The organism is Corallococcus carmarthensis, assembly GCF_003611695.1.
GTDB lineage: Bacteria > Myxococcota > Myxococcia > Myxococcales > Myxococcaceae > Corallococcus > Corallococcus carmarthensis.
The window spans coordinates 143,947-164,450 of the sequence record NZ_RAWE01000002.1 but is presented as its reverse complement, the minus strand read 5'-3'; the positions used below and the strand labels follow the sequence as shown (position 1 = coordinate 164,450).

The 20,504-nt window shown below is 71.5% G+C and carries 21 protein-coding genes; 11 read left to right on the top strand and 10 right to left on the bottom strand.

Translation table 11 applies throughout. The features are described from left to right. Window positions 1-128: 128 nt before the first annotated feature. From D7X32_RS01395 to D7X32_RS01385, 3 genes are read left to right on the top strand one after another with little or no spacing between them, the layout of a single operon-like run. Window positions 129-770, top strand: coding sequence for an RNA polymerase sigma factor (locus D7X32_RS01395; protein ID WP_244238796.1), 642 nt, complete (start codon window positions 129-131; stop codon window positions 768-770). After that, the gene (locus D7X32_RS01390; RefSeq protein WP_120600662.1) at window positions 763-1,299 is read left to right on the top strand and encodes a zf-HC2 domain-containing protein; all 537 of its coding nucleotides are present in this window, start codon (window positions 763-765) and stop codon (window positions 1,297-1,299) included. Before D7X32_RS01395 ends, D7X32_RS01390 begins: the two co-directional genes overlap by 8 nt. Before the next feature lie 11 nt (window positions 1,300-1,310). Next, window positions 1,311-2,549 carry an AraC family transcriptional regulator gene (locus D7X32_RS01385; protein ID WP_120600661.1) on the top strand — a complete coding sequence of 413 codons (1,239 nt, stop codon included), beginning with the start codon at window positions 1,311-1,313 and terminating at the stop codon, window positions 2,547-2,549. Between the two features lie 48 nt (window positions 2,550-2,597). On the opposite strand, the gene D7X32_RS01380 is transcribed toward D7X32_RS01385, so the two are convergent. Both D7X32_RS01380 and D7X32_RS01375 read right to left on the bottom strand, forming a co-directional pair. Continuing rightward, complete coding sequence (locus tag D7X32_RS01380) at window positions 2,598-3,788, bottom strand: zf-HC2 domain-containing protein (RefSeq protein WP_120600660.1); 1,191 nt, start codon at window positions 3,786-3,788, stop codon at window positions 2,598-2,600. Window positions 3,789-3,834: 46 nt separating this feature from the next. Beyond that, on the bottom strand, window positions 3,835-4,506 hold the full coding sequence (locus tag D7X32_RS01375; protein WP_120600659.1) for an RNA polymerase sigma factor: 672 nt from the start codon (window positions 4,504-4,506) through the stop codon (window positions 3,835-3,837). A 498-nt stretch (window positions 4,507-5,004) separates the two neighbouring features. Between D7X32_RS01375 and D7X32_RS01370 the strand changes: the two genes are divergently transcribed. The 3 genes from D7X32_RS01370 to D7X32_RS01360 all read left to right on the top strand — a co-directional run bounded on the left by D7X32_RS01370 (window position 5,005) and on the right by D7X32_RS01360 (window position 8,426). Continuing rightward, on the top strand, window positions 5,005-6,768 hold the full coding sequence (locus D7X32_RS01370) for a VWA domain-containing protein (RefSeq protein WP_120600658.1): 1,764 nt from the start codon (window positions 5,005-5,007) through the stop codon (window positions 6,766-6,768). 16 nt (window positions 6,769-6,784) lie between these two features. Next, the gene (locus tag D7X32_RS46445; RefSeq protein ID WP_244238795.1) at window positions 6,785-7,933 is read left to right on the top strand and encodes a hypothetical protein; all 1,149 of its coding nucleotides are present in this window, start codon (window positions 6,785-6,787) and stop codon (window positions 7,931-7,933) included. A 64-nt stretch (window positions 7,934-7,997) separates the two neighbouring features. Then, a complete protein-coding gene (locus tag D7X32_RS01360) occupies window positions 7,998-8,426 on the top strand; it encodes a hypothetical protein (protein WP_120600657.1) in 429 nt (142 codons plus the stop codon). A 6-nt stretch (window positions 8,427-8,432) separates the two neighbouring features. Here D7X32_RS01360 and D7X32_RS01355 read toward each other — a convergent pair whose 3' ends face one another. The 6 genes from D7X32_RS01355 to nfi all read right to left on the bottom strand — a co-directional run bounded on the left by D7X32_RS01355 (window position 8,433) and on the right by nfi (window position 14,193). After that, a complete protein-coding gene (locus D7X32_RS01355) occupies window positions 8,433-9,602 on the bottom strand; it encodes a metallophosphoesterase (protein ID WP_120600656.1) in 1,170 nt (389 codons plus the stop codon). A gap of 12 nt (window positions 9,603-9,614) precedes the next feature. Further along, complete coding sequence (locus tag D7X32_RS01350) at window positions 9,615-9,872, bottom strand: acyl-CoA-binding protein (RefSeq protein WP_120528614.1); 258 nt, start codon at window positions 9,870-9,872, stop codon at window positions 9,615-9,617. A gap of 46 nt (window positions 9,873-9,918) precedes the next feature. Then, window positions 9,919-10,434 (bottom strand): DUF2267 domain-containing protein, encoded by a 516-nt coding sequence (locus D7X32_RS01345; RefSeq protein ID WP_120600655.1) that lies wholly within the window; start codon window positions 10,432-10,434, stop codon window positions 9,919-9,921. Window positions 10,435-10,536: 102 nt separating this feature from the next. Next, window positions 10,537-12,885: a GMC family oxidoreductase N-terminal domain-containing protein gene (locus tag D7X32_RS01340; protein ID WP_120600654.1), complete on the bottom strand. Its 2,349-nt coding sequence runs from the start codon at window positions 12,883-12,885 to the stop codon at window positions 10,537-10,539. A 379-nt stretch (window positions 12,886-13,264) separates the two neighbouring features. Next, window positions 13,265-13,480, bottom strand: coding sequence for a DUF2905 domain-containing protein (locus tag D7X32_RS01335; protein WP_120600653.1), 216 nt, complete (start codon window positions 13,478-13,480; stop codon window positions 13,265-13,267). Next, window positions 13,477-14,193 (bottom strand): deoxyribonuclease V, encoded by a 717-nt coding sequence (nfi, locus tag D7X32_RS01330; RefSeq protein WP_120600652.1) that lies wholly within the window; start codon window positions 14,191-14,193, stop codon window positions 13,477-13,479. The genes D7X32_RS01335 and nfi overlap by 4 nt, the downstream gene beginning before the upstream one ends. Window positions 14,194-14,316: 123 nt before the next feature. Between nfi and D7X32_RS01325 the strand changes: the two genes are divergently transcribed. The 4 genes from D7X32_RS01325 (at window position 14,317) to D7X32_RS01310 (ending at window position 17,122) form a co-directional block, all read left to right on the top strand. Beyond that, the gene (locus D7X32_RS01325) at window positions 14,317-15,219 is read left to right on the top strand and encodes a LysR family transcriptional regulator (protein WP_120600651.1); all 903 of its coding nucleotides are present in this window, start codon (window positions 14,317-14,319) and stop codon (window positions 15,217-15,219) included. Window positions 15,220-15,334: 115 nt separating this feature from the next. Continuing rightward, a complete protein-coding gene (locus D7X32_RS01320) occupies window positions 15,335-16,204 on the top strand; it encodes an oxidoreductase (RefSeq protein ID WP_120600650.1) in 870 nt (289 codons plus the stop codon). 73 nt (window positions 16,205-16,277) lie between these two features. Next, window positions 16,278-16,526: a hypothetical protein gene (locus D7X32_RS01315; RefSeq protein ID WP_120600649.1), complete on the top strand. Its 249-nt coding sequence runs from the start codon at window positions 16,278-16,280 to the stop codon at window positions 16,524-16,526. Between the two features lie 11 nt (window positions 16,527-16,537). Beyond that, the gene (locus D7X32_RS01310; protein WP_120600648.1) at window positions 16,538-17,122 is read left to right on the top strand and encodes a HesA/MoeB/ThiF family protein; all 585 of its coding nucleotides are present in this window, start codon (window positions 16,538-16,540) and stop codon (window positions 17,120-17,122) included. A 10-nt stretch (window positions 17,123-17,132) separates the two neighbouring features. Here the strand turns inward: D7X32_RS01310 and D7X32_RS01305 are convergent, their stop codons facing one another. Continuing rightward, window positions 17,133-18,284: an LOG family protein gene (locus D7X32_RS01305; protein WP_120600647.1), complete on the bottom strand. Its 1,152-nt coding sequence runs from the start codon at window positions 18,282-18,284 to the stop codon at window positions 17,133-17,135. Between the two features lie 376 nt (window positions 18,285-18,660). Between D7X32_RS01305 and D7X32_RS01300 the strand changes: the two genes are divergently transcribed. Beyond that, the gene (locus D7X32_RS01300) at window positions 18,661-19,392 is read left to right on the top strand and encodes a glycosyltransferase family 2 protein (RefSeq protein WP_120600646.1); all 732 of its coding nucleotides are present in this window, start codon (window positions 18,661-18,663) and stop codon (window positions 19,390-19,392) included. An 84-nt stretch (window positions 19,393-19,476) separates the two neighbouring features. On the opposite strand, the gene D7X32_RS01295 is transcribed toward D7X32_RS01300, so the two are convergent. Then, complete coding sequence (locus D7X32_RS01295; RefSeq protein ID WP_120600645.1) at window positions 19,477-20,457, bottom strand: M91 family zinc metallopeptidase; 981 nt, start codon at window positions 20,455-20,457, stop codon at window positions 19,477-19,479. Window positions 20,458-20,504: the final 47 nt, after the last annotated feature.

Genomic DNA, 20,504 nt, shown 5'->3' with positions numbered 1-20,504 from the left:
CCAACTGACATTCCCCCACCCCCTTGCCCCTTTCCGTCGATATGTCCGGCCCCCAGGCGCGTTTCCCGGGAAGCCCGGGGCAGGAACGGCCCCCGGGGGACGAGCGCGGCTCGCAACGGGAAGACGGCATGGATGCAGCCGTACAGGGCTTGGGGATGACGACCCTCCAGTCGCGGCAGGACACAAGCAGGGCCGCGCGGCCGGCGGCGCCGGACGAGGAGGCCTTGTCCCGGCGGGCGCTCGCGGGCGAGCGGGCCGCGTGGGACGCGCTCATCGCGCGGCACCAGCGCCGGGTGGTGGTGTCGCTGCTCGCGCGGGGCATCCGGGTGGACCGGGCCCAGGAGCTGGCGCAGGAGACCTGGGCGCGCCTCATCCAGCAGCAGCAGCGGGGCCTGCTCGCGGAGCTGCGCCTGCCGCACCTCGCGGTCGCCCAGGCGGCCTTCCTCGCCTCGGATGACGCCCGGCGCACGCGGCGAGAGTCGGTGGACGGCGCGGTGGAGGACCTGCCGGAGCGGCAGCAGCCGGTGGACCCCGCGCAGTCCGCGGAGAAGCGCCTGTTGTCGGAGGAGCAGCTCGCCCGGGCGCGCGACGCGCTGGAGCAGGTGTCGCCGGGCGCGCGCAACGTCTTCCTCCTGGCCTGTGACGGCCAGGGACTTCCCCATGCCGAGGTCGCCTCCCGCGTCGGGCTGTCCGTCCAGCGCGTGCGACAGATTTTGTGCGAGGTCCGCAAGAAGCTGCGCACCGCGCTCGAAGAGGAAAACCATGTCTAGCGCCACGTCCCATCTCACCCGCGAGCGCACGGAGCAGTACCTGCTGGGCGCGCTGCCGCCCGAAGCCGAGGCGGAGCTGGAGGCCCACACGCTCACGTGCGAGCCGTGCGCGCGGCTGCTCCAGGAGGAGGCCCTGCTGGAGGAGCAACTGTACGAGGTCGCCGCCGCCACGCCGCGCGACGCCGTCGTGGTGCGCCCCGCGCGCTGGCACCGTCCGGCCGCCGTCGCCGCCGCGCTGGTCGCGGTGGCGGCCTCCGTGTTCCTGCTGCTGCGGCCGGGCGGGGAAGCGGCGTCCACGCCCGTGACGCCCCTGGAGGCGCCGGTCGTCGCGGTGCTGGACGTGGATGAGGCTCCCCGGGACATCGTGGTCGCGTGCCCGGATCTGGCCACGCAGGAGCACTGCCTGAGGTCCGCGAGCGCGCGCGGGCTGCTCGTGTATCACCCTGGTGGACAGGGCGAGGTCCCCCGCTACGACGCGTCCAGCGGACGGACCCCGGTGGCGCTGAACTCGCGGCCGGCCGCCCTGTGAGGACTTCCGCGATGACCTTCCGAACCCGCATCCCCGGCCTGCTGCTGGCGCTCTGGGCGCCCCTCGCGGCGGCCCAGACACCGCCGCCCGCGGCCTCGGCCCCCGCGACGCCTCCCGCCACTTCGGGCGGCATGCCCGCCGCGTCTGACACCACGCGGGCGAAGCTGCCGCAGGGCTGGTACGTCACGGAGAGCGCGCCCCAGCACTTCGAAGCGGGGGTGGACGACAGCGCCCCGTGTGAAGGCACGCGCAGCGCGTTCCTGCGCTCGCGCACCCAGGCCACGGACAGCTTCGGCACCTTCATGCAGGCCTTCAGCGCGCAGGACTTCCGGGGCAAGCGCCTGCGCTTCTCCGCCGCCGTGCGCCACCTGGACGTGAAGGGCTGGGCGGGGCTGTGGATGCGCGTGGAGGGAGCGGACCCCAAGCAGCCGCTCGCCTTCGACAACATGCAGTCGCGCGCCCTCGTGGGCACCCACGGCTGCAAGCGCTACGACGTGGTGCTGGACGTGCCCCAGGAGGCCACCACCATCATGGCGGGCCTCATCATGAGCGGCACCGGCCAGGCATGGCTCGGCGGCGTGCGCTTCGAAACGGTGGACGCGTCGGTGAAGTCGACGGACCTGCTCGCCACCCCTCAGCCGCTGCCCTCCGGTCCCCAGGGCCTGGAGGAAGCGCCCCGTCCCCAGGGTGGCGCGAATGCCCCCCTGGGACGCGTGGGCACCGCCTGGTTCGACACGCAGCGCGTGCAGACGGAGACTCCGCTCGTGAAGGGCAAGGACGCCTCGTGGAAGGGCGAGTTCGGCGACGAGCTCTTCGAGCACGGCATCGAGGTGAACGGCACCTACGAACGGCGAGACCTCGCGGTGAAGGTGCGCGCCGGCGGCGCCGCCACCCTCATCGAGGGCACCTGGGGTGGAGAGCGGCTGTACATCCGGCTCGCCTCGGACTCGCTCGCCATCCGCTGGGGCAGCGACGACCAGCGCTTCCAGCGGGACCTGAGCGCCGCCACGCCGAAGGGCTGCAACGCATATCTGCAAACCACGGGGCGCTTCGAACGGCAGGGGCTGGAGGTGTGCGGCGTGGCGCTCGCCACCCGGCCGCCGCTCACGCAGCTCGTGGCGGCCTTCCTGTCCGGTGGCGTGCGGGCCGGCGCCTCCCGGCGCCCTCTTCCGCTGCCCCGCCAGCCGGTGCGCTCGGCCCAGCCGTACGACTCATCCGGCCGGGACGTGCCGTCCTCCCAGCTCCAGTGAGACAGGGCGGAGGCGGAAGGTTTCCACCCTCCGCCGCTCCGCTCCGCTTCAGAACGCGAAGTCGCGCTCCAGCGTCTCCTGCCCGGCCTGCACCGTGAGGTGGGCCGCGTGCGCGCCGGTCGCCAGCGCCGAGGACAGGTCGAAGGACAGCCCCTCCGGCCCCTGCGTCGGCTTGAGCGACGGACGCCCGGGAGACAGGAACACGGCGGCCGTCACGGCGCGCGTCCCCAGAGGCTGCACCAGAAGCCGCACCCGCTGACGCTCGCGCACCAGCACCACGCGGAAGTCGCGCCGCTCCTCCAGCACCTCGCGGTGCTCCGGCAGGCGGGCCGCGCCCGGGCGCCGGGCCACATCCGCGCGGGAATCACGCGCCGCGCGCGGGGCCTGCGCCCCGTCCTCATCCAGCTCCAGCGCCTCGTCGATGGCGGCGTCGCCCTCTTCCAGCGCCAGCACGGCCTGCGCGCACTCGCCACAGCCAGCCGTGTGGGCCTCCACGCGCTCGCGCTCCTCGCGGCCCATCTCGCCCGAGTCCAGGCGCCACAGCTCGTCGTCGGTGAGGTGACGGCGCGGGGGCGAGTCCACCACCGCGGTGTCCGCGCGGTCCGCGCGGCAGCTGGCACAGTCCTTCAGGTGCTCGGGATCCTTCATGGGGCGGCCCGTCCAGGACGCCACCAGGTCATCGCAACCGGCCCGCGCGGAGAACCACCAGGCGCCGGGGCGCTCCACGGGGTCCAGCAGGTCGCGCTCGGCGCGGCGCTCGGTGTTGAGCGGGATGAACCAGCGCGCCCGGGAGCGCAGCGCGGTGTCCAGGTGGCCCAGCGCCCCAAGGAATCTCTCGCGAGCGGCGAGCGCGTCCCCGTCCAGCGGGCCCTTCAGCAGCTCCCAGGTGGCGAGCGCGCGGGCGGCGGAGGCGGCCCGGTCCCGGGCGGCCAGTCCTTCCAGCGCGGACGTACGCCACAGCTCCGCGTCCTCCCCCTCCTCGCCCAGCGCCACCTCCATCGACTCCTCGGCGGCACGCAGGAGCAACGGCTGGAGCGCCTGCGGTTTCTGCTGGCGCACCCAGGTTTCCACTTCGGGGCGGTCCAGGCCCTTCAAGGCCTCTTCCACCCCGTCGGTGCCGAGCCGGTCCGAGCGGCGCAGCACATCCCCCACCACCTCCAACAGCTCGCCCACCGGGAGGGGGCCCGCGCCCAGGCGCGCGTACCGGGCCTGGTAGCGGGACAGCGCGTCGCCCTTCATCGCGACATCCCGGGCAGGGCGGAGGACTTCAGCCCCCCGCGGGGCATCACGACGGCTCCTCCGGCAGTCCGTCCCGCTGCAACTCCAGCAGGTACAGACGCAGGTATGCCTGGGCGCGGCTGACGCGCTTGTACGAATTCACCACGCTGATGTTCAAACGCCGTGCGCATTCCTCGTGATCCTCCACGTCCTCGTGGTGATACAGCTCCCATGCGGAAGCCTCCTTGGGGTGCTCCTGCTGGAGCCTGGCGTAGGCGGCCCAATACAGCTCCTGCGCCTCGGCGCGCTCCTCGCGACGCCGTGCGCCCTCCACCGCCCGGGCCACCTCGGACGGGGTCTCTTCCATGACGTCATCGGGCGACACCGGCGCGGGCGCCAGCTCCTCCCGGTGCCGCCGGTAGAAGTCGATGGCGACGTGCTTGACGATGCGCAGGAAGAACGTCTTGGGAGACGCGCTCCTGCCCGGCATCTGCTCGGACACGCCCCGGAACTGATCCAGGCCCCGGTCGAGGAACTTCCCCACCGCGTCCTGGAAGAGCTCGTCGGCGTCCGCCGGCGAGCCGCGTCCGTAGCTGCCCTGAATCCTGCTGATGACGTAGCGGGCCGGGCGCGCCCACCGCGCGCACAAGGCCCCCAGCGGGGTCCCCACGGCCTCGCCCGTGGCGCGGCGGCGGGACACCTCCGCGAACAATTCCTCATCCGTGAGCTGCTCGTACACCGGGAGACCCTGGAGGCTGTCCCGGGACGTCCTCATCCCGAGAGGTTGGGTTACGGGGATGTGGCGCGGCAAGGTAGCACGTTGCATCCGCGGACAGCCTCCGACTGGTTACCCGAACCCCCGACTCCGGCTCCCCGCGTTTCCTGACACGTTTTTTTCGCGGGCCCGCGAATGACGCGGCGGGTCTCCTCCATGAAGGCGCCAGGCGGCCTGGGGCAGGCCCGCAAGGCCCCGGAAAAAGGCCTGGAAATACGCCGTCAGGATTTCCGCCAGGGGGGCGTCCAGGGGCGCATCGCTTTCGAGCGCCCGGCCGAAGAGGCCCTACACGCCGTGGTTCGACTCCACCCCTCCGCTCGCAAGGCGGGGGGACCGCCGGCGGTCCGGCACTGAACTTGGGTTTCAGACAACCGGCTTCCTCACTCGGGCGCTCACTTTTTCCCTCCCAACCCCAGGCGGCCCTTCCGGGCATGCCTCCGTCCCGAAAGGGGGACGACCGCCATGACCACCGCTCGCACCCAGACGATCCTTCCGGAGACGCAGCGCGGACCGGCCGAGCGGCTGCTCGACGTCGTGCTCGGCGGCTCCGCCCACCTGTGGCACCACCGCCCCGGCCTGGACGTGAACGGCACCTGGGTGGCCGCCGCCGGCGCGGACGCCAAGGCGCTTTCGCGCGGCCGCAAGGTGGCGCCGGGCCTGTTCGTGCCCGCCGCGGTGAAGCTGTACGGCCAGCTGCTGGAGCTCCACCGCCTCAACCCGACGCTGATGGCGCACTTCGCGTCGTACGCGCTGACGCAGACGGACTGGCGCGACCTGAAGGTGGCCACCTGCGCGCTGATGCTGGTGCAGGAGCACGCGGGCCAGCCCGTGCGCGACGGCCAGGGCGCTGTCGCCTTCCACGACGACGACTACCGCGCCATTGGCGAGGCCATGGTGCTGCACTACGTGCGCCGCTCCACGCGGATGCTCACGCCCAAGGCCGTCTTGCGCGTGGCGGAGCTGCTGGAGACGCCGGAGATCGCGCGCCTCAACCGCGCCGCGGGCTTCGGAGATCCGGCGTCGCGCAAGCCGCCGCTGGGCCGCTGGAAGCGCGTGGCCCAGAAGTGGCTGGCCGCGCGTGAGGCGAACCTGCCCATGCTCCAGGGCCTGGTGAAGGCGGGCTACAAGGAGACGCTGAAGAAGCTGGCGCGCAAGGCCGGCTACAAGCCCCAGTCGCAGGGCTTCTTCGAGGTGCTCGGCTGGAAGCAGAAGCAGGCGGACGGGGGCCACCGGCAGGTGGGCCTCCAGGGCCTCGTGTTGGTGAAGCGCGAGCGCTTCGACGGCCTCTCCGAGGCGGAGATCTGCGAGTGGATTGAACTGGAGCGGCTCTCCTACAAGGAGGTCGTGGGCCGGTTGCCGAAGGACGTGGGCCTCACGCCCGCCATCCTGGCGACGCTGCTGCCGTCGTTGTCGGACCGCGACCTGCGGCTGATGACGCCCACGCTGGAGGACCTGGGCCTGTTGCAGGAGCCCTCCGTGAAGGCGCGCTGGGAGCGGGCGGTGGCGAACTCGACGGATCAGCGCTCGCTGAACATCGCGAAGAACGTCCGGAGCGAGGACGTGCGCCGCAAGCTGGAGGAGGCGAGCGACAACGCGGTGAAGAAGGCGGTGGCGGAGGCGACGGCGGAGACGGACGTGCGCGTGATGTTCCTCATCGACAAGTCGGGGTCCATGGAGGGCGCCATCGAGCAGTCCAAGGAGGCGCTGTCGCGCATCCTCGCGGGCTTCCCGATGGACAAGCTGCACGTGGCGGCGTTCGACACCATGGGCACGGTGCTCAAGCCCAAGGCGCCGAACCGCACGGCGGTGCAGCACATGCTGTCCGGGCTGAAGGCGTCCGGCGGCACGGTGCACGCGGCCGGTGTCCACGCGCTGCACCGCGACGGCGTGCGCATCCCGGCGGAGGCGAAGCTGGTGGTGATGGTGGTGGGTGACGAGGCGGGCGAGGCGGGCGACCAGTTCGCCAAGGCGTTCCACGCGTGTGGCTACAGCGTGGCGGCCCTGGCGTTGCTGGTGAGCGTGGCGGGGGCGCGCGGCAGCACGGTGCGCTCGGGCGCGAAGCAGCTGGGCGTGCCCTTCAGCGAGGTGAGCGTGGGGCAGTTCGCGGACCCGTACCAGGTGCCGCGCGTGCTCCAGGCGCTGATGGATGCTCCGCGCGAGGCGGGGGCCAGCCAGTCCGGCTGGGTGGACCGGGTGATGAGCACGCCGCTGTTGAAGGCGGCGTGAAGAAGGAGGCAGGGGCGTGGACTACCGGAAGCTGCTCGGGAAGGTGGAGTCGGCGGTGCTGCCGTATTTCGGCGGCGGGACCGTGGACGCGCCTTCACGCCGCCTGCGCGTCACCCAGCCCGTTGCCCCGGGCTGGTGGCGTTTCGAGGTGAAGGGCCGCGAGGCCACCGCGCGAGAGCTGGCGTCTCCTGAAGGGATGGAGGCACTGCCGCGCGTGCGGGGCCACATCTGGGGGACGCGGCTGGTGCGCGAGGGCGCGGTGGCGGAAGCCCTGGCGTTGATGCCGGAGGAGGAGCCGCCGCGCCTGTCGCCGGTGACGGCGCGCCGCTGGCATGACGGCACGCTGCTCTTCGAGGGCGTGGAGTTCGAGGGCGAGGCGGAGGAGACGGCGCGCCGGGCGCTGGAGGAGAACGGTGCGCTGGGGGACGCGCGAGGCGTCAGTGCGTCGCTGCGCGCGGCGTTCGGCTTCGCGGTGTTGGAGACCGTGTCACGAAGCACGGGCATTCCGTTCGCGCCCGTGGAGGCCCGCGCGCGGGTGCTCGACGTAGCGCGCGAGGGGCGCACGGAGGCGGAGCGCTGCCTGCGCGGGCTCGCGGAGGAGCGGGTGCGTTTCCTCCGGATGCAGGCGGAGCAGGAGTCCCGGCGCGAAGCGGAGGACCGCGCGCGGATGCTCCAGGAGCGCGGCACCTCGGAGGTCTGGCGGGACGCGGAGGGACGCGAGGTCGCACGGCCGTTGTCAGGGCGTGAGCGCGAGCGATGGGAGGCCCTCCACGCCGTGGGGGCCCCCCAGGGCCCCGGTGCGTGGGAGACCTGGCGGGACGCGCACGCCTCCTCCCCAACGCCGGGCGCGCGGCATGGACGGAGCGCCACGCGTCAGGAGCGCGGGCGTGCGGAGCCGGACGCCAGCGCTTGGGTGGAGCGCGCACTGGACAAGGCGGGCGCGCGGCTGATGGCCCAGCGCCGGCTGGGCGACGGCCTCCTGGAGGTCGTCTACACGTTCATGGGCGAGCGCTTCGTCACGGTGGTGGAAGCCGCGACGCTGCGCGTGCGCGACGCGGGCGTGTGCCTGGCGGGCGCGGACACCCAGGTCACGCTGGAGAGCCTGCCGTCCGTGCTCAAGGAAGCCATCGACACGGACGTGCTGGTCATCACCCGGCACGTCTGAAACCCGCGTGTCCGACCGGGCCCGCCCCGCACGTCGGTACGGGCCATTCGGGAGGAAGGACTGCATGTCGACGACGCGCGAGGTGTGCCTGCTCATCGGGCCGGAGGACCAGGTGCTGTGGGGCGATTCCTTCGACGACCCCCTGGCGCTTCCGGACTCGCGGGCGCGGTGGGAGGCCATCTGGAGCCTGCGGGACACGCTGATGGAGATCACCCACAGCCACCCGGAGGGCCCGTTGGGCTTCTCCCAGGAGGACGAGACCACCATGGCCGCGCTCCAGGCGGCGCTGGGCCGGCCGCTGCGCTTCTCCGTGGTGGCCCCCGACGGCATGGTGGTCCGCATCGGCGGCGAGGACGTGCTGGTGCGCGACGAGCCCTCGTGGGCCGCGCCGCTGCGCATCGCTTCGGGCCTCTTGTACGGCCGGCCCCGGCCCGGCCCGACCATCCTCCAGGAGGACGGCCTGCTCCTGGACAGCGCCCACCGCAAGCCGTGACCCGCTTCAGCCCGGCAACAGGATGATGCGGGCAATCTCCGGCGGCGCGGCGACGCGCATGGGCGGGCCCACGAAGCCACACCCGCGGCTGACGTAGAGCTGCGATTGAGCCAACTGGCTCAGGCCCGCGTTCTGGTCGCCCCAGATGAGCCGGCCCAGCACGTTGCCCGGGAACATCTGTCCGCCGTGCGTATGGCCTGAAATCTGGAGCCCCACGCCACGCTGGGCCACCACCTCGAAGTTGGAGGGCTGGTGCGCCAGCAGCACCGACGCGCGGTCCGGCCTGCGCCCCTTGAGCGCCGCGTCCAGGTCATAGCCCGCCTCACCGAACCGGCTCGCGCTCCAGTCGTCCACGCCGATGAGGTCGAAGGACGCGCCCGCGTCTCCAATGGACACGGCGCGGTTGCGCAGCACGGTGATGCCCAGCCCCCGCACGAACTCCGTCCACGCCTCCACGCCGGAGTAGTAGTCGTGGTTGCCGGTGACGAAGTACGCGCCGTGCCGGGCCTTGAGCGCGCCGAAGCCGCCCACGAAGCGCCCCAGCTCCGGCACCGTGCCGTCCACCAGGTCGCCCGTCACCGCGATGAGGTCCGGCTTGAGCGCGTTGGCGCGCGCCACCAGCTCGTCCACGAAGCGGCGCTGCAACACGCCACCGATGTGGATGTCCGTGAGCTGCACCAGCGTGAAGCCCTCCAGCGCCTTGGGCAGCCCGGGCAGCCGCACCGGGATGTCGCGCACGTCCGGCGGATGGAACGCACGCCACGCGCCGAAGCTGCTCACCGTCGCGCCCGCCACGGTGGCGCCCGCCGCGAGCCCTCGCGCGAGGAAGGCCCGGCGCTCGGGCGACGGCGGCTCCGGGACCTTGCGCACGCGGGCGAGCACGCCCCGCACCACGTCCAGCCCCAGGGTGAACATGAGCAGGTAGAGCACCAGCCCCATCCACACCAGCAGCGCGATGCCCGTCCACCACGCCACTTCGGAGGAGAACATCGCCCCCACCATCCGGGCGCCCAGGGAGCCGACGAGCCCCCCGGCGAAGAGCCCCATCCCCGTGCGGCGCAGCCCCTTGCTCGCCGTCACATCGCGCACCAGGCGGCGGTACAGATAGACGTGCGCCACCGCGAGCAGCGTGGTGACCGGCACGAGGAACAGCGCCATCCGGAGCCATTGAGGCATGAGGGCCGTGTTCTACCCGCGCAGGAGCCGGTCCACGAGCGCCACGTACTGCTGCTTCGCCGCGTCCTTCGCCAGCCCCTTGCGGCCGGCCCACGCGTCGTACTTCGCGCGGCCCTTGATATCGAGCATGCCGGGGCGCTTGCCCTGCACGTCCCCTTCGGTGCCCTGCTTGTAGAGCGAGTACAGCTCCAGCAGCGTGTCGTTCGAGGGGGCCTTGGACAGCGTCTTCACCCGGCTCTGGGCGGCGCTGAAATCATCATCGAGGGCCATGCGCGGTCTCCGGCAAGCGTGTGCCGGAGACCTTAACAGCCCTCTTTCACATCGTCGGCAGCCAAAGGTGGCGGATGTCCGCTGGCAGGTTGGCGCTCACGTCCTCCGCCTCGCCTTCGCTGATCTGATGGCGGACGGCGTCCATCACCGCGCGCACCACGGGCTCCACCGCGTCCGGATGCAGGGCCAGGTCGTCGCCCACCTGCTTCAGCAGCTCGTCGCGGCCGAACTTGTCCGGACGGGGTTCGGCGTCGTGGCGTTCGCAGCGGTGCAGCAGCTCCGTGAGCTTGCGCGGCAGCTGCGCCTCCAGGTCGTGCGCCTCCTCCACCTGGATGCGTTGCTCCAGGCCGCAGAGCACGGAGACAGCCGCCTGCTGGGCGACGCTCGGGGACATCCCTCCCCGTTCACAGAGGTGGTCGATGAAGCGGGCATACGTCTGACTGGCCCGCATCGCACTGCGCCGCGCACGCCGCTCCTCGATGGACAGCTCGCGCCGCTCCTCCGCATGCTCCTCGTCCTGGGGTGCACCCGAGCGGCGCTGCGGATCACGCTCTTCAGCCATGGGGGTCCTCCCTGTCGGTCCCGGTGGGTAACAGGGTGCCCATGCCCGTCCCGGAGGGCACGTCATCGCTGCCTGCTGCACTGTCCGCCGACTGCCCGGCCGCTAGGCGGCCACGCGCCGCACGTAGGTGTCCCAGAGCGCGCCGAAGAAGAAGCCGCCGAAGCGGGCCAGGGCCTCCGCGCGGTGCACGCCATCCCGGGCGTTGAGCACGCGCAGGGTGGTGAGCTGGCGGGCGAACTCCTCCGCCGTCAGCCGCAGGAAGCCCCGGCCGATGCACGGGGCCTCGGGCCCTGCCCCCCGGTGCAGGGACACGAGCAGCGTCGTGGTGTCCCTCCACAGGTCCGGACCCGGGTCGTCGTAGAGGTCCTTGTAGCCCTCCAGGTAGTACGCCTCGCCGGACTCGCTGAGCAGGTGGAGCAGGTACTCCATCCGCTGGCCGCCCGGCCGAGCGTGCTCGCGGGTCATCAGGCGCAGCTCGCCACGCGTCACCACCAGCGGGCGGGACGACAGCACCGGCGCCGTCACCGTGCCCATCAACTTCAGGGGGTGGCGCTCGTCGCGCAGCGTCGCGTCCAGGTTCTCCGACGTCACGGTGAGCACGAAGCGCAGGGGCGTGGCGTCGTCGCGCTCCGGGTCTCCGGCCTCCAGATGCGGGGCCTTCACGTCACCGGACACGAAGCCGTGCATCGTCTCCGTGAAGCGGACGCCCACGGGCCCGGGAGCCGGACGGGCCTCCGCCTCCGGCAGCGGCGAGTAGTCGATGGTCCACCCGTGGCGCCGGGCCATCAGGGCGCAGGCGCGCTCGGCGACGGCGGAGATGGTGAGCAGCGGGTTGATGCCCAGCGAGCGCGGCACCACGGAACCGTCGGACACGTACAGCCCCTCGTGCACCGCGCGGCCGGAGGCGCCGGAGAAGACGCGCCCTTCGTGGTCCACCACGCCGTCCTCCGCCCGGTCGGCCATGACACAGCCGCCCAGCGGGTGCGTGCACAAGAGCTCCTTGCCGAAGGCCTCGGACCAGAGCGGGTAGCGCACGAAGGTGCCGCCCAGCGCGGCGGTGGCCCGGCGCAGGCGCTCCTCGATGCGGGTGAGCTGCGGGTCGCGGCCGGCGTCCGGCCAGTGCAGGCGCACGCGGTCGTGCTCCAGCCGCAGCTCGCCCTTGCCCTCGTCGTGCGACATCACCATCAGCGTCTGCGTGTGCTCCACCGCGCCGTGGTCCGGGCCACGCACCAGGCTGTCCGCCTGGCGCAGCCGCTCCTGGACCCAGTCCAGGATGCCCTCGTCGGTGTCCTCGCCCACCAGCGCCGCGGCCCCCGCGAGCGCCGCGGGCATCAGCGACGCGAGCGCGCCGGGGATGACGCCCTCCTCGATGATCATCCCCTCGTCCAGCCGCGCGGTGTCGCGCTGGTCGATGACGCCCGCGATGCAGGGCCCCACCGGGTCCCGCGTCTCGTGGTCCTGCTCGCCGTGGCCCACGCCGTGGACGGGCATGTCCAGGTTGTAGCCGAAGGCCAGCACGTCGCCGTTGCTGCTGAAGCGGTGGCCCAGCTTCGAGGACACGGGCAGACCACGCTCGCGCGAACGCAGCAGGATCTCCGCCGTGCCCATGGTGCCGGCCGCCAGGATGACCCGGTCCGCGGTGAGCCAGGCATCGGGCGCGTCGAAGCGCTCGCGGCCGGTGTTGAGGGGGCGGTAGTAGACGCGCCACTTCGCGCCGTCCGGCACCACCGCGCGCACCGACACCTCGGTGAAGATGCGGGCTCCGTGCGCGTGCGCGTCCGGCAGGTAGTTCATCAGCACGGTGTTCTTCGCGCCGGTGTTGCAGCCCGTGGCGCAGTCGCCGCACAGCGAGCACCCCGGCTGCCGCACGCCCGCGGCGTTGACGCCCGCCTCGAACGTCACCGCCACCGGAGGCCGCGTCAGCCGTCCGCCCAGCTTCTCCGCGGAGATGCCGAACGTCTTGAGCTTCTGCAGGGGCGGATGGTCCTCCGGGTACGGCAGGGGCCGCAGCATCAGCTCCGCGTGCGCGAAGCCGTCTTCCAAGAGGCCGTGCACGTCGGCGCGCAGGGCCTCCGGCCAGCGGGGGTCCTCGAACACGCGGGGGTCGGGCCGCATCGTCACGCCCGCGTTGATGAGCGACGTGCCGCCCAGGCCGCAGCCGTCGATGACGGACACGTCACCGTTGCGGTGGACCTCGATGAGGCCCGTGGGGCTGCCCACGTCCAGGTCTCCCTGGCCCGGGGCGCAGTGGAGCTGGAACTCGGCCACGGCCTGCGCGGGCGTGCGCGGCATCTCACCGGGGTGCATCTCCCGGCCACGCTCCAGCACGCACACCTGCTGTCCCGCGCGGGCCAGGCGACTCGCGGAGATGCCCCCGCCATAGCCCGACCCCACGACGACCACGGGATAGTGTGAGGCCAGCTCGCTCCACGGGGATGACAGCCTGCGCATGCTCACTCCTGGCGGCCTGCCCGCCGCCGTCTTCCAATTGCAGCCTTTTATTCCGTACCGGTGACACCAGGGCGGGGGCCACATGCTGCGCGGTCTAACGGCGCGGATCCACTCCCCGTCCGTCCCGTTCCCCTGCCTGTCCCCTGGGACAGGCGCCACCCTGACCGCCCGGACAGCAGGCGGCCCACCTGATGGGTCGTTCCTGCCGGACAGACGCGAAGGGCGCGGGTCCTTGAGAGGAATTCCGCCGGAGCCCCCCAGGCCCCGGTCCTCCCAATGGATCCGACCGTCGGACCCGTTCGGCCGGTGCGCCGCCGACGGGGAGGCCCGGCAGGGTTCTCGCCTTCTCATCCAGTGACAGGCTTCAAGTCCGAGGTCCTTAGAAGAAGCGGCGCAGCACCCAGGCGCCCAGGCTGAGCAGCACGGAGATGAGGAGCATGGACGCCAGCGGCGCGTAGAAGCGCGTGTGGCCGCTCTCCACGCGGATGTCCCCCGGCAGCCGGCCGAACCAGGAGAAAGCGCCGGCCCACACCAGCAGGCCCACGACGACGAGCCCCAGGCCCACGGCCACCAGCATCAACCCCACGGGCTTCATCCGGGACTCCCCTCCTCCAGCTCCGCGGCCTCGCCCCCCGCGCGGCGGAAGGCATTCACCAGCCGGTGCGCGTGGCGCGTCGTCTCCGGTTCGCGGTAGCGGGGGCTCGCCTTCAACACCCACTCCACGGCGGTGTCCAGGTCCATGCGGTGGCCGGGAGAGACGTACACGGGGCTGACGCCCGCGCGGGTGCGGACCGCCATGCCCACCACCTCTCCTTTGTGGGTGATGGGAGACGTGGCGCCCCGCCGCTCCGCGAGCTTCCCGGGCGTGCCCACCAGCAGCGACTTGGCGCAGCCGATGGACGGGATGTCGAACAGCAGCCCTCCGTGGCAGGCGATGCCCAACCGTCGCGCGTGCGCGGTGCCCTGGCCGTCGAAGACGAGCACGTCGGGGCGGACCGTGAGCCTCTTCCAGACGGCGGCCAGCACCGGCAGCTCGCGGAAGGACAGCAGGCCGGGGACATAGGGGAACGTCAGCAACGCCGTGGCCACGGCGCGGGCCACGGGCGCAAGCGTCGCGGCGTCGAGCACCACCATGCCGCCATAGCCCGTGTCGTTGCCCTTCTCCGTGGAGATGTCCGCGCCCGCCAGGCGGGTGACGCGCAGGCCCGGGGGCGGTTCGAGGATGAGCTGCTCGCGCAGGCGCTTCTGCAGCGCCACGGCCTCCGTGGGCGTCACGTTCCAGCCATGCGGTGCTCGCGGTGACTCCATGGGTCTCCTCCCGTGCACCCAACACTGTGCATCGTCCGGCCGGAAGGTGACCGCCGCTCCCTTCCCCTCCGTCCAGGAGAGGACGGACATAGACTGGGCGGATTGTGAAGGAGTGCGTACAGAATGCGTGGGAATGACTTCGCGGACCTGAAGGCCTTCGCGGCCATCGTGGAGCACGGCAACTTCACGCGGGCCGCGGCGCACCTGCGCGTCTCCCCTTCCGCGCTCAGCCAGACGCTGCGGGCACTGGAGGAGCGCCTGGGGGTCCGCCTGCTCAACCGCACCACCCGGAGCGTCGCGGTGACGGAGGCCGGAGCGCGGCTGCTCACGCGGCTGAAGCCGGCCATGGAGGAACTGGAGGCCGCGGTGGCGGACGTGAAGGACCTCCGCGACACGCCCGCCGGCACGGTGCGGATCCAGGCGGCCCGCTTCGGCGCCATCTCCTACCTGGAGCCGCTGTTCGGGAAGTTCCACGCGGCCCATCCGGACATCGTGCTGGACGTCACGGTGGACGACGCCCTCACCGACCTGGTGGCGGGAGGCTTCGACGTGGGCATCCGGCTGGGCGAGTGGCTGGACCACGACATGGTGGCGGTGAAACTGGGAGGCCACCTGCGCCAGGTGCCCGTCGCCTCTCCGCGCTACCTGGCGAAGCACGGCACGCCCAGGCATCCCCGCGACCTGCTCAAGCACCGCTGCATCAACTGGCGCCAGCCGGGCTCCGGCGGCATCTACGCGTGGGAGTTCAAGAAGGGCGGTGGCGACTGGTTCTCCATCGCGGTGAAGGGGCCGCTCGTCGTCAGCGACCGCGCGCTCGCGCTGTCCGCCGCGCTCCAGGACGTGGGCATCGCGTTCTGGGAGGAGGAACGGGTGCGCCCCTTCGTGCAGTCGGGAAAGCTGGTGGCGCTGATGGAGGACTGGTGCGCCCCCTTCCCCGGCTTCTTCCTCTACTACCCGAAGCAGAAGCACACGGCGCCGCCGGTGCGCGCCTTCGTCCAATTCCTGCGACAGGCGTGGTCCTCCTGATTCTGTACGGCTTTCTTCACAAGCCATGAGGACTGCCGCGCATTCTCAACAGAATCCGCGCCGCTATCTTGAAGCCATCCCAGACACACACGGCTGCAAGAGAGGACATGGCGCCATGGCAACGAACGACTCGAAGGTGTGGTTCATCACGGGCATTTCGCGAGGCCTGGGCAGGGAGCTGGCGAAGGCCGTCCTGGCCCGCGGCGGCGGCGTCGTGGGAACAACGCGCGACGGAAAGTCGGACCTGGCGGCACCCGCTGGCGCGCTGCACGTGCTGCCGCTGGAGTTGACCGACGCGGAGCGGATTCCCCAGGTGGTGAAGCAGGCGCATGCGCTGCACGGACGCCTGGATGTCGTGGTGAACAACGCGGGCTACGGCCTGCTGGGCGCCATCGAGGAGGCGACGGCGGAGGAGGCACGCCACGTCTTCGACGTGAACTTCTTCGGGCCGCTGCACGTGGTGCAGGCCGCGCTGCCCTTCCTGCGGGCCCAGCGCCGGGGGCACATCGTGAACATCACCTCCATCGCGGGCCTGGCGCCCATGGCGGGCTCGGGGCTGTACGCGGCTGCGAAGTGCGCGCTGGAGGGCCTGTCGCTGAGCCTGGCGCAGGAGGTGGCGCCGCTGGGCCTGAAGGTGACGCTGGTGGAGCCGGGCGCGTTCCGCACGGACTTCCTGTCGCAACACTCGAGGCGGGAGACGCGGGGACACATCGAGGACTACGCGACGACGGCCGGCGCGGTGGTGCAGTACCTGGGCAAGATCTCCGGCAAGCAGCTGGGCGACCCGGCCCTGGGCGCGAAGGCCATCGTGGACGCGGTGATGACGGAAGCGCCGCCGCTGCAGCTGGTGCTGGGCACGGACGCGCTGCGCCGCACGCGCGAGCGGATGGGCATCCTGGGCAGCGAGCTGGACCGGTGGGAGGCCGTCACGAAGAGCACGGACCTCACCGGCCCCGAGGCCGCGGGCGCACTGCGTCCAGCCTGACGGGCCAGGTTGTCAGGAAGCGACTGGGGGCGCCGTCCCGGGCCTGGGTTCCCCTTCCTGGAGGCACGCAGCCATGGCGACGCTCAACATCACCTACGACGGACACTCGGCGGACGTGCCGGTGGAGCTGGAGCGGCACATCAGCGACCCGGACGTGCGCCGCATCGCGGTGGAGCTGGTGCGCTCGGGCGGAGTGCCGGGCATGCACCGCTTCCACCTGGGGGACGATGCCTTCCAGCACTACGTCGTGGACCGCTTCCGGGGCCCGCACGGCGAGGAGCGCATCTATCTGCGTCCGAAGGTGCCCTTCGGGGCGTGCTGAGGACGGCCACCATGCGCATCGTCTTCTGCGGCGTGGGGGCCATCGGGTCCGCGACGGCGCTGTTGTGCCGCAACCTGGATGCGACGCGGGTGTTCATCGACTTCGACCGGGTGGAGTCGAAGAACCTGCTGTCGCAGGCCTACGTGAAGCCGTCCGTCGGAAAGAACAAGGCGGAGGCGCTGAAGCTCCAGCTGCACAACCTGCATGGCGTGAAGGCGGAGGCCTTCGGCGTGCGCCTCACGCGCGACAACGTGGAGGCGCTCTGCAAGGACGCGGACCTGCTGGTGGACTGCTTCGACAACCAGGACAGCCGCCAGCTTCTCAGCGACCACGCCCGGAAGGCGGGCACGCCGCTGGTGCACGGCGCCGTGTCCGCGGACGGCACGTTCGGGCTGGTGCGCTGGGACGAACGCTTCACGCCGGACGCAGAGGACACGCAGGGCCAGGCCACCTGCGAGGGCGGTGAGCACCTGCCCCTCCTGGGCCTGCTGGCCGCGACGCTCGCGCGGGCGGTGCAGGACTTCCTCAAGCACGGGGTGAAGCGGGACGCCTTCGTGAACCTGAACGCCGTCACCCCGGTCGCGGGTCAGGGCTGAGCCTTCACGGTCAGCCCGCCCGCGCCAGGGTTTCGCGCTCCTGGTCGAAGCGCACCAGCGCCTGGACGATGTCCTCCTTCGAATCCGTGAGGAGCAGGTGGCGCGCGTACTCCTGCCCCCGGGCCAGGTGCTCCAGCAGCGGGTACACAGGCCGCGTCTTGGTCCAGAACTCGCGGCCCAGGAAGAGCATGGGGCTGATGACGCCCACGGTGTTGTAGTGGTTCTGGCAGGCGTCCTGGAAGATCTCCTGCACCGTGCCCGCGCTGCCGGGTGAGTAGACGACGCCACCCCGAGCGATGGTGAGCAGGCCCTCTTCGCGCACGCTGTTGGCGAAGTACTTGGCGATGCGCGTGGCGAAGGGGTTGGGCGGCTCGTGGCCGTAGAGCCAGGTGGGGATGCCCAGGCTGTCACCCATCGCCGCCGCGTCGCGCAGCGGCCACGTGGCTCGCACCTCGAAGGCTCGCGCCAGCCAGTCCCGGTCCTTGTAGGACGGAGCCCGCGCCAGGACCGCGAGCGCCGCGTCCAGGTCTTCATCCGCCCGCCCCGCGAACCACGCGCCCAGGTGCGTGGCCTCCATGGCGCCCGGGCCACCGCCGCTCACCAGGAAGAAACCCAGACGCGCCAGCGAGCGGGCCAGCTCCGCCACGGAGCGGTAGGACTCCTGTCCTCGCAGCATGGAATGCCCACCCATGATGGCCACCACCCGGCGGGGCTTGCCCTGGTCCAGCAGCGCCTCCTCCAGCGCGTCGCTGATGGCGTGGTCGTGAAGCCGCTGCGCCAGCGTCTCCAGGATGGACGGCGGGTGGGCCCCACCGCGCGAGTTCCAATGCGCGTAGATGCGCGCGTCCAGCGTGTCCGCGTAGGTGTCCGGACGGGTCGGGTCGAAGCCCGCGTACAGCTCCTCCGGCGTGTAGAGGCTGCCCCGGTACGGGCAGTAGGGCAGCCCGGAGAACGGCGGGAACACCATGGCGCCCCGCTCGATGACCCGGGCCAGGGTCGCGGGCTCCAGGAGGCAGCCCAGGAAGACGGTGCCGGTGAGGTCCGCCTTCACGAGCACGTCGCTCCACGCGCGCAGGTCCAACCCCTGGAGGATGACGTTGGCGAGGCTCCGGCCGTCGCGCAGGTGCTGCTCGAACGCAGCCAGAGTCTCGAGTTCCGTCATGGGTGTCTCCGCGAGGTGCGTGTCAGGAACGGATTATCTCCCCGTCAGCCGTCACCAGAAAGGAGGGATGCCCATTGCTGAACCGCAACAAGCAGAACCCGCAGCGACCTGCGACGAAGGTGCCCCCTCCGGAAAGCCTGGAGTAGGCCACCGCCTCCTCCGTGGCAGTCCGCCCGGCACCTGAACATCGCAGCGCCCCCCGGGACTCCCGGGACGGTGTGGACAGGGGCCGGGTTCCCGAGGGGGGACCCGGCCTTTGTCTTGTCCGGGTCCTCCTTCATGGGCCCACCCTTCGGGCGGGGCCTGCCGCGCCTCCAGGGTGATGTCCTCGGCCTTCCCGCGCCCCCCAGCTTGGGCGTCGTGAGGAGGAAGACGCATGGAGCCCACCGAAGGCCACGGCACGAACCTGCGCTTCGCGGTCATCACGCCCAGCGTGAGCGAGCGCTCGAAGTACCTGGCGGAGGCCGTCGCCAGCGTGCACGCCACGGTGCGCGCTCCGTTGGAATTCGACGTGAAGCACCACGTCCACGTCCAACAGGAGCACCTGTCGCCGGGCGCCGCGCGCAACGCCCTCATCCGCGAGTCATCGCCGGAGGCCTGGCTGGTGCCGCTCGACGACGACGATCTGCTGCTGCAGCGCACGCTGCATCACTACGCGGACCTCATCCTCCACCACCCTGGCCGGCGCTGGTTCGTCGCGGACTTCGTCCGCATGGACAGGGACCGGCGCTACCTGCCGGGGCAGGACTACGCGGCCTGGACGTTTCCGTCGTCCCTGGCGATGTTGACCTCCATCTTCCGGGCGGAGCACTTCCTCCAGGGCAACGTCTGTTTCCACCGGAGCCTCTTCGATGAAGTGGGCGGCTACGACGAGACGCTGGGGATGGCGGAGGATCTGGACCTGTACGTGCGCTTCCTCCTCGGCGGGCACCTGCCCTTGCGGGGCGCGCACCTGAGCCACCTGCACCGCGTCCACCCCGGCAACCTCAGCCGGGGTGTGGATGCCCGGCGGCACCACACGGACCTCGTACGGCTCTACCAACGGCACGCCCCGCGCATGGTGGCCCTGGGCGTGCCACCGCCGGCGGCCAGCACTCCCGACCGCTGACGCCCTTCCCGATGGACGCGGATGACTCCGCGCCGCGGCCCGCCGCTCATCATCACGCGACCTGCATTGATCCCGCGGTCACGCTCAGCCGCCTTGTTCCGGCTTGACGGGCGTCTTCTCCTTGTAGGCCTCCAGCTTCGCCGCGTCCTCCTTGGACAGCTTCGGGTCCAGGTCGACGGAGCCCTTGAGCAGGCGGTTGATGCCGCTGTTCTTCACCTCCGCCTTGTCCGCGTAGAAGGTGCGCTGCGGCAGGCCCTGCTCGTGGCGATAGGTGTTCTCCGAAGGCCGCGTCAGCTTGCTCTTGCCGTCGATGAACGCGCTGTCCTTGAAGCCATCCAGGCCCGCCGCGCTCATCTCGCTCAACGACAGGTCCGGTTTGTTGCCGCGCTTCACCGTCGTCTTCGTGTCGATGGTGCCGTCCACGTACTCCCGCGCGTGGTGCAGTTCGTGGAGGAGCGTGGAGTCAGAAGGCTTGTTCTGGGGCGTGCCCCACGCGCCGTACTTCTCCTTGTGCGACGCGTGCTTGGGGTCGGGGATGCCGTCCTGCGGGCTGTACTCCACCTTGGAGCCGGCCTTGATGCCGAACGCCTTGCTCTCGCCTGCCTTGTCCGTCGTGCCGCTCTCGTCCTTCTTCCAGATCTGCACGTGCTTCTCGGTGGTGCCGTTGAGCCCCGAGTGACGGTTGATGCCATTGAGCTCCATGCGGCCCGTCTCCGTGCTGGAGATCTTCTTCAGGTCCTGGAGCGCCGCCAGCGTGAAGCCCTGCTGCTTGTCCGTCTCGCCAATCTTGATCTGCCCCAGCGTGGTGATGCGCACCTTGCGGTTGTCCTGCAGGGCCACCTCCTCCGTGCGCACGGGCAGGCCGGGGCTCAAGAGGTCGCGACGGATGGAGTCGGTGAGCTTCTTCTCGTCGGGCGGCTGGCTCACCGGCTTCGGGTCCCCCAGCGGCTTCTTCATGAACCAGTCGTCCGGCTTCGCCTTCGCGGGGGACTTCGGCGTGGACGGCGCCTGCGGCGCGCTCGCGGTGGGCGTCTTCAACGACGGCAGCTTGAGCTTGGACGGCATGGGGGAAGGCCTCCTCGGGGGATGGAGCGAAGCCTACCTCAATGCCC